Origin of the sequence: Sporosarcina sp. NCCP-2716, from assembly GCF_023707985.1 — a bacterium.
GTDB lineage: Bacteria > Bacillota > Bacilli > Bacillales_A > Planococcaceae > Sporosarcina.
Window position 1 is genome coordinate 313,501 of record NZ_BRCF01000001.1, and the last position, 14,716, is coordinate 328,216.

General features: G+C 55.2%; 12 protein-coding genes. All 12 read left to right on the plus strand.

Annotated elements, in window-relative coordinates; genetic code table 11:
• Nucleotides 1–55 precede the first annotated feature (55 nt).
• The 12 genes from NFU03_RS01640 (at nt 56) to pnp (ending at nt 14,670) form a co-directional block, all read left to right on the plus strand.
• Nucleotides 56–4,369 carry a PolC-type DNA polymerase III gene (locus tag NFU03_RS01640; protein ID WP_251635550.1) on the plus strand — a complete coding sequence of 1,438 codons (4,314 nt, stop codon included), beginning with the start codon at nt 56–58 and terminating at the stop codon, nt 4,367–4,369.
• A 183-nt stretch (nt 4,370–4,552) separates the two neighbouring features.
• The gene (gene rimP / locus NFU03_RS01645; RefSeq protein WP_251635552.1) at nt 4,553–5,029 is read left to right on the plus strand and encodes a ribosome maturation factor RimP; all 477 of its coding nucleotides are present in this window, start codon (nt 4,553–4,555) and stop codon (nt 5,027–5,029) included.
• 24 nt (nt 5,030–5,053) lie between these two features.
• Nucleotides 5,054–6,247: a transcription termination factor NusA gene (gene nusA, locus NFU03_RS01650; RefSeq protein ID WP_251635555.1), complete on the plus strand. Its 1,194-nt coding sequence runs from the start codon at nt 5,054–5,056 to the stop codon at nt 6,245–6,247.
• Between the two features lie 23 nt (nt 6,248–6,270).
• Nucleotides 6,271–6,552 carry an RNase P modulator RnpM gene (gene rnpM, locus NFU03_RS01655; RefSeq protein WP_251635557.1) on the plus strand — a complete coding sequence of 94 codons (282 nt, stop codon included), beginning with the start codon at nt 6,271–6,273 and terminating at the stop codon, nt 6,550–6,552.
• On the plus strand, nt 6,549–6,863 hold the full coding sequence (locus tag NFU03_RS01660) for a YlxQ family RNA-binding protein (RefSeq protein ID WP_251635559.1): 315 nt from the start codon (nt 6,549–6,551) through the stop codon (nt 6,861–6,863). The genes rnpM and NFU03_RS01660 overlap by 4 nt, the downstream gene beginning before the upstream one ends.
• A gap of 13 nt (nt 6,864–6,876) precedes the next feature.
• On the plus strand, nt 6,877–9,345 hold the full coding sequence (infB, locus tag NFU03_RS01665) for a translation initiation factor IF-2 (RefSeq protein ID WP_251635560.1): 2,469 nt from the start codon (nt 6,877–6,879) through the stop codon (nt 9,343–9,345).
• Entirely contained in the window at nt 9,342–9,623 is a 282-nt protein-coding gene (locus NFU03_RS01670; RefSeq protein WP_251635562.1) for a DUF503 domain-containing protein, read from the plus strand. The genes infB and NFU03_RS01670 overlap by 4 nt, the downstream gene beginning before the upstream one ends.
• Before the next feature lie 19 nt (nt 9,624–9,642).
• A complete protein-coding gene (gene rbfA, locus NFU03_RS01675) occupies nt 9,643–9,996 on the plus strand; it encodes a 30S ribosome-binding factor RbfA (RefSeq protein WP_251635564.1) in 354 nt (117 codons plus the stop codon).
• A gap of 94 nt (nt 9,997–10,090) precedes the next feature.
• The gene (gene truB / locus NFU03_RS01680) at nt 10,091–11,032 is read left to right on the plus strand and encodes a tRNA pseudouridine(55) synthase TruB (protein ID WP_251635566.1); all 942 of its coding nucleotides are present in this window, start codon (nt 10,091–10,093) and stop codon (nt 11,030–11,032) included.
• The gene (locus tag NFU03_RS01685; RefSeq protein WP_251635568.1) at nt 11,019–11,966 is read left to right on the plus strand and encodes a bifunctional riboflavin kinase/FAD synthetase; all 948 of its coding nucleotides are present in this window, start codon (nt 11,019–11,021) and stop codon (nt 11,964–11,966) included. The genes truB and NFU03_RS01685 overlap by 14 nt, the downstream gene beginning before the upstream one ends.
• Nucleotides 11,967–12,096: 130 nt before the next feature.
• Nucleotides 12,097–12,366, plus strand: a complete 270-nt coding sequence (gene rpsO, locus NFU03_RS01690; RefSeq protein WP_251635570.1) for a 30S ribosomal protein S15 — start codon at nt 12,097–12,099, stop codon at nt 12,364–12,366.
• A 186-nt stretch (nt 12,367–12,552) separates the two neighbouring features.
• Nucleotides 12,553–14,670 carry a polyribonucleotide nucleotidyltransferase gene (gene pnp / locus NFU03_RS01695; RefSeq protein WP_251635573.1) on the plus strand — a complete coding sequence of 706 codons (2,118 nt, stop codon included), beginning with the start codon at nt 12,553–12,555 and terminating at the stop codon, nt 14,668–14,670.
• Nucleotides 14,671–14,716: the final 46 nt, after the last annotated feature.

Sequence of the window (14,716 nt, forward strand, 5' to 3'; positions counted from 1 at the left end):
TCATGGGAAGGCCGGATTCCGGTCCTTCCTTTCTTTTTCGGGAAAGGGGACAATTATGGACGCTACAACGAAGATGTCAATGCTGCTGCAGCAGATCGGACTGACGGAAGATGCAGTCGCTGCTCATTTCCATCATGCGGAACTGGAACGTGTGGATATCTACAAGAAATCCAGGGTCTGGCAGTTTGCAGTGACGCTGGACGAACCGCTGCCGTTTGAAGTATACACCTTGTTCCGCAAGCGGGTGAGTGAAGCGTTTTCCGCCATCGCTGCCGTCCGTCTGCACATTTCGTCACGGAACCGGCCGGCGGATGCAGGCAAAGTGACCGCCTACTGGCCGGCCGTGATGGACGAACTCGGGGATATTTCACCTCCGCTGCGCGAAGCGCTGACGGCACGGGAGCCTGAGCTGACAGGCGACAAACTGTCCGTCTGCTGCGTGAACGAAGTCCAGCAGCGGACACTGAAGAACAAATACGGCCAGCTGATTTCGAACGCCTTCGAGTCATTCGGTTTTGCGGGCATTTATCCTGAGTTCCTGCTTTCCGAGGTTCCTGAGGAGAAACAGCAGGCGGAAGCCGCGTTTTTCGAAGAACGGAAGGCGGAAGAGGAAGCCTATGCCCAAAAAGCATTGGAAGCGATGCAGCAGCGGGATACGGCGAAGAAAGAAGGCGGCACCGCCCCGAGCGGTCCGATCTCCCTCGGCACGGCGATCCGCCACGACGAACCGATGGTCAGCATCCGCGAGATCCAGGATGAAGAGCGGCGCATCACGATCGAAGGGTTCGTGTTCGATGCGGAAGTCCGCGAACTGCGAAGCGGCCGTTCCCTGCTGACACTGAAAGTCACCGACTATACGGACTCCATCCTCGTGAAGATGTTCTCCCGGGATAACGAAGACGCAGAGCTGATGAAGGCACTGACGAAGGGCAAATGGGTCCGTGCACGCGGCAGCATCCAGAACGACACATTCGTCCGCGACCTCATCATGATGGCGCAGGATATCATGGAGGTTGCTCCTGTCGTGCGGAAAGACAAGTCACCTGACGGCCGGAAGCGCGCCGAATTACATACCCATACGAAATTGAGCCAGATGGATGGGGTGTCTTCTGCAGCAGCGCTCGTCGAGCAGGCTGGAAAATGGGGGCTGCCGGCAATCGCCATAACGGACCATGCCAATGTCCAGGCGTTCCCGGAAGCGTACAATGCAGGAAGGAAGCACGGCGTCAAAGTGCTGTTCGGGCTGGAAGCGAATCTGGTGGACGACGGCGTGCCGATCGTCTACGACGAACAGCACCGTCTGCTTGAGGACGATACGTATACTGTTTTCGACGTGGAGACGACCGGCCTTTCCGCTGTCTATGACACGGTCATCGAGCTGGCAGCAGTCCGTGTCCGCAATGGGGAGATCATCGACCGATTCGAGCGGTTCGCCAATCCCCATCATCCGCTGTCCTCCACGACGACTGAACTGACAGGCATCACGGATGATATGGTGAAAGATGCACCGGAAGTGGCGGACGTCATGAAGGACTTCATCGAATTCATCGGTGACTCCATCCTCGTAGCCCATAACGCATCTTTCGACATGGGCTTTTTCTATGAATCATGCAAGAAAGCCGGAATCGAAACGGTGAACCACCCGGCCATCGATACGCTCGAACTCGCCCGCATGCTGTATCCGGAACTCCGGAACCACCGCCTCAACACACTTGCGAAAAAGTTCGGCATCGAACTGACCCAGCATCACCGCGCGATCTATGACACGGAAGCGACAGCCCACTTGTTCCTCCGGCTCATGAAAGATGCCGAGGAGAAAGGGATCGCCTATCTGGACGACTTCAACAAGAATGTCGGTGAGGGCGATGCCTACAAACGCTCCCGCCCGTCCCACTGCACTCTTCTTGCCACGACGGATGAAGGGCTGAAGAACCTCTTCAAGCTCGTCTCCTATTCCCACATGGATTATTTCTACCGCGTGCCGCGGATTCCGCGATCGCTGCTCGTCAAGCACCGGAAAGGGCTGCTCGTCGGTTCCGGATGCGACAAAGGGGAAGTGTTCGAAGCGCTCATGCAGAAGTCACTGGAAGAAGCGGAAGAAGTCGCGTCATTCTATGATTACCTCGAACTCCATCCGAAACCGGTATACAGTCATCTGATCGAACTCGAACTGATACGCGATGAATGGAACCTGGAAGACATCATGCGGAAGATGGTCAAGCTCGGCAAGAAGACAGGGCTCCCTGTTGTCGCGACCGGCAACGTCCACTATGTCGATCCGACAGACGCTTCCTACCGGGAAGTGCTCGTCCGCTCCCAGGGCGGCGCGAACCCGATGAACCGCCACAGTCTGCCGGCTGTCCATTTCCGCACGACCGATGAGATGCTCGAAGAGTTTGCGTTCCTAGGGCCGGAAACGGCGGAGAAGATCGTCATCGACAACAGTCTGGCAATCGTCGACCGGGTCGGGGATGTCAAGCCGATCAAAGACGACTTGTATCCGCCGCATATCGAAGGGTCGGAAGAGGAAGTCCGGTCACTGACCTATACGATGGCCCACGAGATTTACGGGGAGAAACTGCCTGACATCGTCGAGGCGCGTATCGAGAAAGAGCTGAAGTCGATCATCGGCAACGGGTTTGCCGTCATCTACCTGATCTCGCATAAGCTCGTGAAGAAGTCGCTGGACGACGGTTATCTCGTCGGCTCGCGGGGATCGGTCGGCTCGTCACTCGTCGCCACCATGATGGAAATCACGGAAGTCAACCCGATGCCGCCCCATTACATCTGTCCGTCGTGCAAACAGGCGGAATTCTTCTCAGACGGCTCGGTCGGTTCCGGCTTCGACCTGCCAGACAAGGAATGTCCCGCGTGCCATGTCCCTTATCGGAAAGACGGGCATGACATCCCGTTCGAGACATTCCTCGGCTTCAACGGGGACAAAGTGCCGGATATCGACTTGAACTTCAGCGGTGAATACCAGGCGCATGCCCACAACTATACGAAAGAGCTGTTCGGTGAGGACTATGTGTACCGTGCGGGGACGATCGGAACAGTTGCGGAAAAGACCGCCTACGGCTATGTCCGGGGGTACATGAACGACAACGGACTGAACTTGCGCGGCGCGGAGATCGACCGGCTCGTCCAGGGGTGTACCGGCGTCAAACGGAATACCGGACAGCACCCGGGCGGCATCATCGTCGTCCCGGACCATATGGAGATCTTCGACTTCACGCCGATCCAGTATCCGGCGGATGACGTCGGAAGCAGCTGGAAGACGACCCACTTCGACTTCCACTCGATCGACAACAACTTGCTGAAACTCGATATACTCGGGCACGATGACCCGACGATGATCAAAATGCTCGAAGATCTGTCAGGGATCGATCCAAAGACGATCCCGCCGGACGATGCAGGCGTCATGTCGCTGTTCAGCGGCACGGAGTCGCTCGGTGTCACGGAAGAACAGATCAACTGCAAGACCGGTACTCTTGGTGTTCCAGAGTTCGGGACCCGGTTCGTCCGGCAGATGCTCGAAGAGACGAAGCCGGCAACGTTCTCCGAGCTCATCCAGATATCAGGCCTGTCGCACGGCACGGATGTCTGGCTCGGCAATGCCCAGGAACTGATCCAGAACAAGACGTGCGTGCTGGCCGAAGTGATCGGCTGCCGGGACGATATCATGGTCTACCTCATCTATCAGGGGCTCGAACCGGCGATCGCCTTCAAGATCATGGAATCCGTCCGGAAAGGGAAAGGGCTGACACCGGAATTCGAGGAAGAGATGAAGAAGAACAAAGTCCCGGCCTGGTACATCGCCTCCTGTAAAAAGATCAAGTACATGTTCCCGAAAGCGCACGCAGCCGCATACGTACTCATGGCACTGCGTATCGCATATTTCAAAGTGCACCATCCGATCATGTACTATGCGGCCTATTTCACGGTCCGGGCGACCGATTATGATTTGGCCACGATGATCAAAGGACCGGCATCCATCCGCGCGTCCATCAAGGAGATATACGACAAAGGGCTCGACGCGTCACCGAAGGAGAAGAGCTTGGTGACGGTGCTCGAGATCGCACTGGAAATGTGCGAACGCGGGTATTCGTTCGCAAAGCCGGACCTGTACAAGTCCTCCGCAGCGGAGTTCATCATCGAAGGGAACACTCTCATCCCGCCGTTCAACGCCATCCCTTCCCTCGGGACGAACGTGGCGAAAACGATTGTAGAAGTGCGGGAAGACGGCGAATTCCTTTCGAAAGAGGACTTGCAGCGGCGGGGCCGTGTCTCGAAGACGATTACGGAATACATGGACAGCCTCGGCTGCCTCGAAGGCCTCCCGGAGATGAACCAGCTCTCCCTGTTCTGATTTCACGGAATGCAGAGGGGCAGGATCGGGCAGCGGCCTGTAACATTTGCGGCAAGCGGCAGTCTGTGGTATAATAGTTGTAACTTTTGCTATAGTTTCACGCGAAAAGAGTGGGAATCCCCGCTCTTTTCTGTTGTTTACTGTGAGTTGCAGGCAAATTACAACTTGTGAGGGAGGGGTAAAATGAGTAAAGTAATTGAACAAGTCGAGGAATTAGCACTTCCCGTTGTTCAGGAACTCGGTCTGGAGCTTGTCGACATCGAATTCCTGAAAGAAGGCCGCGATTGGTTTTTGCGTGTTTACATCGACACACCGGAAGGTAATATCGATATCGACCAGTGTGCGCAGGTGAGCGAACGCCTCAGTGAAGAACTCGACCGGACGGATCCGATCCCGCAAAACTATTTCCTGGAAGTGTCTTCCCCGGGAGCCGAACGTCCGCTCAAGAAAGAAGAGGACTACGAAAAAGCGGTCGGCCGTTATATCTATGTGAAAACATACGAACCGGTGGACGGCATGAAGGAGTTCGAAGGACATCTGATCGCCAACGCGCCGGATGTTCTCGAAATGCAGATCCGCATTAAAACACGGACTTTGACAGTCAGCATTGCAAAAGACAAAATTGCGGTCGCACGATACGCAATCGACTTTTCGGCATAATCGAACCAATCAGGAGTGATGAAGATGAGCAGCGATCTGCTTGATGCGTTAACCGCTTTGGAAAAGCAAAAAGGAATTTCTAGGGATGTACTGGTGGAAGCGATCGAAGCTGCACTTGTAACAGCATACAAACGGAACTTCAACCAGGCCCAGAATGTCCGCGTGGATCTCAATCTGGACCAGGGCACGATCAAGGTCTATTCACGCAAGGACGTTGTGGAAGAAGTGGAAGACGACCTCCTGCAAATCGAGCTGGAGGATGCCCTGCTCCTCAACCCTGCGTATGAGATCGGCGATATCGTCGAACAGGAAGTGACGCCTCGCGACTTCGGCCGTATCGCTGCACAGACAGCGAAACAGGTCGTCACGCAGCGTGTGCGGGAAGCGGAGCGCGGACTGATCTACGAAGAATACATCGACCGTGAAGATGACATCGTCAACGGAATCGTGGAACGGTTCGACGCACGCAACCTGTTCGTCGGTCTCGGTAAAGTGGAGGCTGTCCTCCCGTCTACTGAACAGATCGCTTCGGAAACCTACAAGCCGCACGACCGCATCAAAGTGTATATCACGAAAGTGGAACGGACGTCCCGCGGCCCTCAAGTGTTCGTATCACGCACACATCCCGGCCTGCTGCGCCGCCTGTTCGAAATGGAAGTGCCTGAGATCTTCGACGGCATCGTGGAGATCAAGTCCATCGCCCGGGAAGCCGGCGACCGCTCCAAGATTTCCGTCTTCACGCTGAATGAGGATGTCGATCCTGTCGGCTCCTGTGTCGGCGCTCGCGGTGCCCGTGTCCAGACGATTTCGAACGAGCTCCATGGCGAAAAGATCGATATCGTCGAATGGTCGGAAGATCCCGTCGTATTCGTTGCGAACGCACTGAGTCCGTCCAAAGTGCTCGACGTCCAAGTGAAGGATGAGGACCGCTCGACGACAGTCGTCGTACCGGATTACCAGCTTTCACTGGCCATCGGGAAGCGCGGGCAGAATGCACGTCTTGCAGCCAAGCTGACAGGATGGAAAATCGACATCAAAAGCGAAACGGATGCTCGTGAGTTAGGGATCTATCCGCGTCCCGAAGAAGAAGAGGCGGAAGAAGACTATATCGAAAACGAAGAGTTCGATGTCTATGCAGACGAAGAGGGTCCTTTGGAACCGGCTGATGCTGCAGGGGCGGATGAACAGATCGATCTCTATTCAGAAGAGAGCGAATAAGGAAGGCATGGAGGTGCATCCGCATGGCAGCAGGTAAACGGAAAGTGCCGTTGCGCAAATGTGCAGCTACCGGGGAAATGTTCCCGAAAAAAGAGTTGCTCCGGATCGTCCGGACGAAAGAAGGCGAAATCTCTGTCGACTTGACAGGGAAGAAATCCGGGCGGGGCACCTATGTTTCGAAATCCGAGGAGGCTGTCGAGAAAGCACAGGCGACACATGCCATCGAGAAACAGCTGGGTGCCGCCGTTCCGGAAGACGTGTATGCGGACCTGCTGCACGCCGTCCGGAGAGAGGCATTGAAATGATTACGGCGGAGACGAAGATCTACCAGATGCTCGGACTCGCCGCCCGGGCCAGGAAACTGACGGCCGGGGAAGAACTCGCTGTGGCCGAGATCCGGGCACAGCGCGCAAAACTTGTTATACTATCTAATGACGCATCTGATAACACGATGAAAAAAGTGTCAGATAAATGTACTAGCTACAACGTTGAGAAGCATGTTTTCGGTGATCGCGGATCACTCGGGCATGCAATCGGAAAAGAGTCGCGAGTCGTCCTCGCGGTAACAGACAGCGGTTTTGCCAAAAAGCTGTCTATGCTCCTCAACGAATTATAACGGGGGTGGGCTAATGACGAAAATACGTGTACATGAATACGCGAAAAAAGTGAACAAATCGAGCAAGGAAGTCATTGAAGAACTAGGGAAGATGAACGTGAATGTCACGAACCATATGTCGATGATCGACGCTGGGGCTGCAGACAAACTGGATAAGAAATTCAGTCCGTCCAAACCGGCACAATCCGGTCAAGACAATACGAACCGCTCGAAGCAGCCGTCTTCACGTCCGCAAGGCCAGTCCGGCAATTCGCGGCCTCAGGGACAAGGGAATTCCAACCGTCCGCAAGGTCAATCAGGCAATCGCCCGGCCGGCCAGACGGGCAGCCGTCCGCAAGGCCAGTCCGGCAACCGCCCGGCAGGCCAGTCCGGCAATCGCCCGGCAGGCCAGTCCGGCAATCGCCCGGCAGGCCAATCAGGCAATCGCCCGCAAGGCCAATCAGGCAATCGTCCGCAAGGCCAAACAGGCAATCGTCCGCAAGGCCAGACAGGCAGCCGCCCGGCAGGCCAGACGGGCAACCGTCCTGCAGGTCAGTCAGGCAGCCAGGGACCTCAGCAGCGTTCCGGCCAGGGATCCTCTCCGCAAAACCGTCAGGGAGGCGGAGGCGGCAACCGCCGCGGGGGCCGTCCGCCAGCACGGGGCATAAACCAAGGACGCAGAAGACACCGTCCGGCGAATCCGATGCCGAAAATCGAAAAGCCGCTGCCGGAAAAAATTACATTCTATGAATCTCTGTCCGTCGGGGAACTCGCAAACAAACTGGGCAAAGAGCCTTCTGAAATCATCAAGAAGCTCTTCCTGCTCGGTGTAATGGCGACCATCAACCAGGAACTCGACAAAGATGCAATTGAACTGATCTGCGCTGAGTATGATGTAGCAGTCGAAGAAGAGATCCGCATCGACCGCACCGACTTGGAAATCTATTTCGAAGAGCCGGAAGAAGACGAAAAGGCAGCTGAAAAAGAAGCTGCGATGGAAGAAAGACCGCCAGTCGTAACAATCATGGGGCACGTCGACCATGGTAAGACGACACTGCTGGACTCGATCCGTGACACGAAAGTGACACAGGGCGAGGCAGGCGGCATCACGCAGCATATCGGTGCCTACCAGATCACGTCGGGCGGCAAGAAGATCACCTTCCTGGATACACCGGGACACGAAGCGTTCACGACTATGCGTGCACGCGGAGCGAAAGTGACCGACTTGACGATCCTCGTAGTCGCAGCTGATGACGGTGTCATGCCGCAGACAGTCGAAGCCATCAACCACGCGAAAGCGGCAGAGGTTCCGATCATCGTAGCAGTCAACAAGATGGATAAACCGACAGCGAACCCTGACCGTGTCATGCAGGAACTGACAGAGCACGCCCTCGTTCCGGAAGCATGGGGCGGAGATACGATCTTCGTTCCGATCTCGGCACTGAAAGGCGAAGGGATCGATCAGCTGATCGAAATGATCCTTCTCGTATCCGAAGTCGCTGAACTGAAAGCGGACCCTGCAGTCCGTGCGAAAGGAACAGTGATCGAGGCCCAGCTGGACCGCGGACGCGGAGCTGTCGCTTCACTCCTAGTCCAGGACGGAACATTGCGCGTCGGGGATCCGATCGTTGTCGGCAACACGTTCGGCAGAGTCCGCGCGATGATCAACGACGTCGGCCGCCGTGTGAAAGAAGCAGGTCCGTCCGCTCCGGTCGAAATTACCGGACTGAGTGACGTTCCTCAGGCAGGAGACCGTTTCGTCGTCTTCGAAGACGAAAAGACGGCACGCCAGATCGGCGAAAGCCGTGCAGGCGACGCCATCCAGGAATCACGTACCGAAAAGGCGCGTATCACACTCGACAACCTCTTCGATCAGATGAAAGAAGGGGAAATGAAGGAACTGAACCTGATCGTCAAAGCGGACGTTCAGGGGACGGTCGAAGCGATGGCCGCTTCCCTCATGAAAATCGAAGTGGAAGGCGTCAACGTCAAGATCATCCACACAGGTGCCGGAGCGATCAACGAGTCAGACGTGTCCCTTGCAGCCGCATCCAATGCGATTGTCATCGGCTTCAACGTCCGGCCGGATACGAACGCGAAACGGGCAGCTGAAGAAGAGGGCGTCGATATCCGTCTTCACCGTGTCATCTACAAAGTCGTCGAAGAGATCGAAGCGGCGATGAAGGGGATGCTCGATCCTGAATTCGAGGAGAAAGTGATCGGTCAGGTCGAAGTCCGCGAGACATTCAAAGTTTCGAAAGTCGGCACGATTGCAGGAAGCTATGTAACCGACGGCAAGATTTCGAGAGATGCCGGCGTCCGTATCTACCGCGATGACATCATGATCTTCGAAGGTGAACTCGATACGCTGAAGCGTTTCAAAGACGATGCAAAAGAAGTTGCAAAAGGCTACGAATGCGGAATCACCATCAAAAACTTCAATGACATCAAAGAAGGCGACATCATCGAAGCCTTCGTCATGCAGGAAGTCAAGCGGGTGTGATCGTCTATGCAGAGTGTTCGTTCATCATACCAATGGCGGCTTCTCTGAAAGACAAACGCGCAGTGCTGAGACGCATGATCGATCGCGTCAAAAATGGGTATAATGTTTCTATATCCGAATTGGATCATCAGGATCTCTGGCAGCGGACAACACTCGGTGTTGCAGCTGTAGCTTCCTCCACGGAAGCGGCAGAGCGGGAAATCCGCCGCGTTCAGAAGTTCCTGGAGTCCAATCCGGAGTGGGAGCTGACAGAAATACAGATCGACTATGTACGATAGCAAAGCGGGGTGAAACTCCATGACAATGCGTGCAAACCGGGTCGCCGAACAGATGAAGAAAGAGCTGGGCGAGATTATCGGCCAGCGGCTCAAAGACCCGCGCGTCGGGTTCGTGACTGTGACAGACGTCGAGGTGACAGGCGATCTCCAGCAGGCGATGATCTACATTTCGGTGCTCGGAAAGGAATCCGAAAAAGCGGCGACGCTCGATGGCCTGAAAAAAGCCAAAGGATTCATCCGTTCCGAGATCGGCAAACGGATCCGGCTGAGGAAAACACCTGAAATCGATTTCGCTTTCGATGAATCCGTTGCATACGGCAACCGGATCGAATCCCTTTTACGGGAAGTGAAAGAAGACGAGACGGACAGTTGACGAGAAGGGATCGGCATCCACTAGGATTCCCGGTCCCTTTTTTCCGTCATACATACATTCCGGCGGGGAAGCCGGAGAAGGAGGCGATACGGGCATGGATGGTATTCTGCCGCTCTGGAAAGAAAAAGGGATGACTTCCCATGATTGTGTCTTCAAGCTCCGTAAGATTTTGCGGACCAAAAAAGTCGGCCACACCGGGACGCTCGATCCGAACGTGGAAGGCGTCCTGCCGATCTGTATCGGACAGGCAACGAAAACAGCTTCCTACATTACGGATTCAGGAAAAGAATACATCGCGGAAGTATCGATCGGCACCGCGACGGAAACGGAAGATGCCGATGGTGCTGCAGTCCAATGCGATCCGTCGGAAAAGGCGATCAGCCGCAGTCAGTTGCAGGCTGCCCTGGCATCACTGACAGGGCATATCACGCAGATTCCGCCGATGTACTCGGCTGTCAAAGTGAACGGGCGGAGACTGTACGAATACGCCCGCAAAGGGCTGGAAGTCGAACGTCCGGAACGGACAGTGGTCATCAGCCGCATCGACCTTCTGAGCGACGCTGAACAATTTTCGGGAACCGAGCCGAAGTTCACGATTCGGGTCGCTTGCGGAAAAGGGACCTACATCCGCACACTCGCTGTGCAGATCGGTGAACGTCTCGGCTACCCGGCCCACATGTCTAAGCTCGTCCGGACGGCGTCTGGCTCCTTCACCCAGGAAGACTGCCTGACGCTCGGGCAAGTGCAGGAACTCATGGATGAAGGGCGGCTTCAGCCGCACATCCGGCCGCTAGAGTCGGCGCTGTCCGGCCTGCCGTCTGCGGAAGCGGAAGGGGAGCTGCTCGTATTTGTACAGCATGGCCAGGTGCTGCCGCTGCATCCCCTGCTGGCATCCGGCGGCGAGCTAGTCATCACGTCAGGCGGAAAGGCGATGGCCGTCTATGCACCGCATCCCGGGAAAGAGGGCCTCATGAAGCCCGCGAAGATGTTCCCGCTGAATTGGCAAAAGGAGGACGACTGCAGTGGAAGTGATTAAGCTCGATGCCGCACAAAGCATCACTCCGATAGAAAACAAGGAATTTTCACTGGCTGTCGGGTTTTTCGACGGTCTGCACAAAGGGCATCAGGCGGTGATCCGTGAGGCGGTAAGGGAAGCGGAGGAACGGCAGCTGCTTCCGGCGGTCATGACGTTCGATCCCCATCCCTCCCACCTGTTTTCGAAAGAGGACCGGAAAATTGGCTATATAACCCCGCTATCAGAGAAGGAGCGGCTCCTTTCGGATATGGGGATTGATACTCTCTTCATCGTCACATTCGACAAAGCACTTGCAGATCTGTCGCCGGCCCGCTTCGTCGAGGACGTCCTGAAGAAACTGAACGTCCGCCATGTGACCGCCGGTTTCGATTTTACATTCGGCTCGAAAGGCCGGGGTACGATGGAAGATATGCGGCAGCTCGGTGAGGGCGTTTTCACAGCGGCGACCGTCGGGAAAGTGGCAATGGACGACGAGAAGATCTCCTCGACGAGGATCCGCGGATTGCTTGCGGAAGGGAAGGTATCGGAGACGGCGGAACTCCTCGGAAGGCCGTTCCGCTCGGTCGGCACGGTGACGGATGGGGACAAACGCGGTCGGCTGCTCGGGTTCCCGACAGCGAACATCATCCCTGAAGACGACCTGATCGTGCCGAAGAACGGTGTCTATGCCGTCCGCTTCACAGTCGGCGGAACGGTCTATGACGGCGTCTGCAATATCGGCGTGAAACCGACGTTCGACAAACCGGAAGAAGCGAAAAAGACGATCGAAGTGAACGTCTTCGATTTTGACGGGGACCTATACGGCAAAGAGGCAGCCGTTGACTGGATCGCGTTCATCCGGCCTGAACAGAAATTCGGCTCCATCGATGACTTGAAATCGCAGATCGGCACGGATAAAGAAACCGCCAGAGCGATACTGAATGACTTGGACTGATGGTTGCACATCACGGGCGCAAGTGTTATGATTGGAAAGTGTAAAACATACACAAACCTTTTCCTTGGCATCACGAATCACCAACGGCTGCTCGGGACTTGGGGCTATTACAGAATAGGAGGTGAAAAGGATGGCTATTACACAAGAGCGTAAACATGAGCTGATCAACGAATTCAAGACTCATGAGAACGACACAGGGTCTGCAGATGTTCAGATCGCTATCCTTACCGAAGAGATCAACAACTTGAACGAGCACTTGCGGGAACACAAGAAAGACAACCACTCGCGCCGCGGCCTTTACAAAATGGTCGGAACGCGCCGTCGTCTTCTCCGTTACCTGCGTGAGAACGAAGTTCAGCGTTACCGTGATCTGATTGCTAAACTCGGCCTGCGCCGTTAATATCGACAACCGAAAAAGCGGGCTCTGCCCGCTTTTTTCTATGCCTCCGGACAGCACACGGCAGCACCTCAGCGGCGGCTGTCCTGGAGGATAATGAAAACTTTCGCATATCATTGCTTAATTTGATACACTACTAAGTATTACATACTACGTATGGACAGGATGTAAACCGAGAGGAGATCAATCATGACAGAACAGAAAAAATTCACGATGGATTGGGCCGGCAGACAACTGACGGTCGAAACAGGAAAGTTTGCCAAGCAGGCGAACGGTGCTGTCCTCGTACGCTACGGCGATACGACGGTCCTATCCACTGCAACAGCTTCGAAAAAACCGAAGGCGCTCGACTTCTTCCCGCTCACCGTCAACTATGAAGAGCGGCTGTATGCAGTCGGGAAGATCCCAGGAGGGTTCATCAAACGGGAAGGCCGTCCTTCCGAAAAAGCGGTTCTGACAAGCCGTCTGATCGACCGTCCGATCCGCCCGCTGTTCCCGGATGGGTTCCGCAACGATCTGCAGGTCATCTCCCTGGTCATGTCCGTCGATCAGGACTGCTCATCTGAAATGGCAGCCATGCTCGGATCATCCCTGGCCATCTCCATTTCCGACATTCCGTTCGATGGACCGATCGCAGGAGTCCAGATCGGCCGTGTCGATGGGAAACTGATCGTCAACCCGACAACCGAACAGCTGGAAGCAAGTGAACTGGACCTCGTCGTCGCCGGAACGAAAGACGCTATCAACATGGTCGAAGCCGGAGCGAAGGAAGTATCCGAGGACGTCATGCTGGAAGCGATCATCTTCGGTCACGAAGAGATCAAGAAATTGATCGAATTCCAGGAAAAAATCATTGCGGAAGTCGGCAAAGCGAAGATGGAGATCGAACTGTTCGAACTCGATCAGGACCTGCTCGCAGCCATCAAAGAAAGCTGCCACGACAAGCTCGTATCAGCGATCCAGACGGAAGAGAAACACGCACGTGAAGAAGCGATCACGGAAGTGAAGAACGAAGTGACCGCCCGCTACGAAGAGAACGAAGCTGATGACGCGACGATGAAACAAGTGCGCAATGTTCTCGAACAGCTCGTCAAAGACGAAGTGCGCCGTCTGATCACGGACGAAAAGATCCGTCCCGACGGCCGCGGACTTGAAGAAATCCGCCCGCTGTCGTCCGAAGTCGGCGTACTGCCGCGTACTCATGGGTCCGGCTTGTTCACGCGCGGACAGACACAGGCACTCAGTGTCTGTACCCTCGGTGCTTTAGGCGAGGTGCAGATCATCGACGGTCTCGGTCTTGAAGAGACGAAACGGTTCATGCACCACTATAACTTCCCGAATTTCAGCGTCGGGGAAACAGGACCGATCCGAGCACCGGGCCGCCGTGAAATCGGCCATGGAGCGCTCGGTGAACGTGCATTGTCCGCAATCATCCCGGATGAAAAAGAATTCCCGTATACGATCCGCCTCGTCGCGGAAGTGCTGGAATCGAACGGATCGTCTTCCCAGGCATCCATCTGTGCTTCCACGATGGCAATGATGAACGCAGGCGTGCCGATCAAAGCACCGGTTGCCGGTATTGCAATGGGACTCGTGAAAAAAGGTGAAAACTATTCCGTCCTCTCCGATATCCAAGGTATGGAAGACCACCTCGGCGACATGGACTTCAAAGTCGCTGGTACTGCTGAAGGCATCACTGCCCTGCAGATGGACATCAAGATCGAAGGGCTGTCCCGCCAGATCTTGGAGGAAGCGCTTGCGCAGGCGAAAATCGGCCGCATGAAGATTCTCGATCACATGCTCCATACGATCGCTGAGCCGGCTCAGGAACTTTCGAAATACGCTCCGAAGATCATCATGATCCACATCAATCCGGACAAGATCCGCGACGTGATCGGACCTGGCGGTAAAGTGATCAACAAGATCATCGAAGAGACCGGCGTCAAGATCGACACGGAACAAGACGGCACAATCTACATTTCGTCCCCGGATTCCGAGATGAACGACAAAGCGAAAAAGATGATCGAAAACATCGTCCGCGAAGCGAAAGTCGGGGAGTACTACATGGGGAAAGTGAAGCGTATCGAGAAATTCGGTGCCTTCCTGGAACTGTTCCCGGGCAAAGACGGACTGCTCCACATTTCCGAAATCCAGGAAGAACGGACAAAGGCAGTGGAAGACGTCATGAAGCTCGGCGACGAGATGTTCGTGAAAGTGATCGAGATCGACAACCAGGGCCGCGTGAATCTGTCCCGCAAAGTCGTCCTGAAAGAAGAAAAAGAAAAAGCCGAGAAAAAAGGCGAGTAAGCGGATTGCAAGGAGCCCCCTCCCACACCATTGGGAGCGGGGCTTT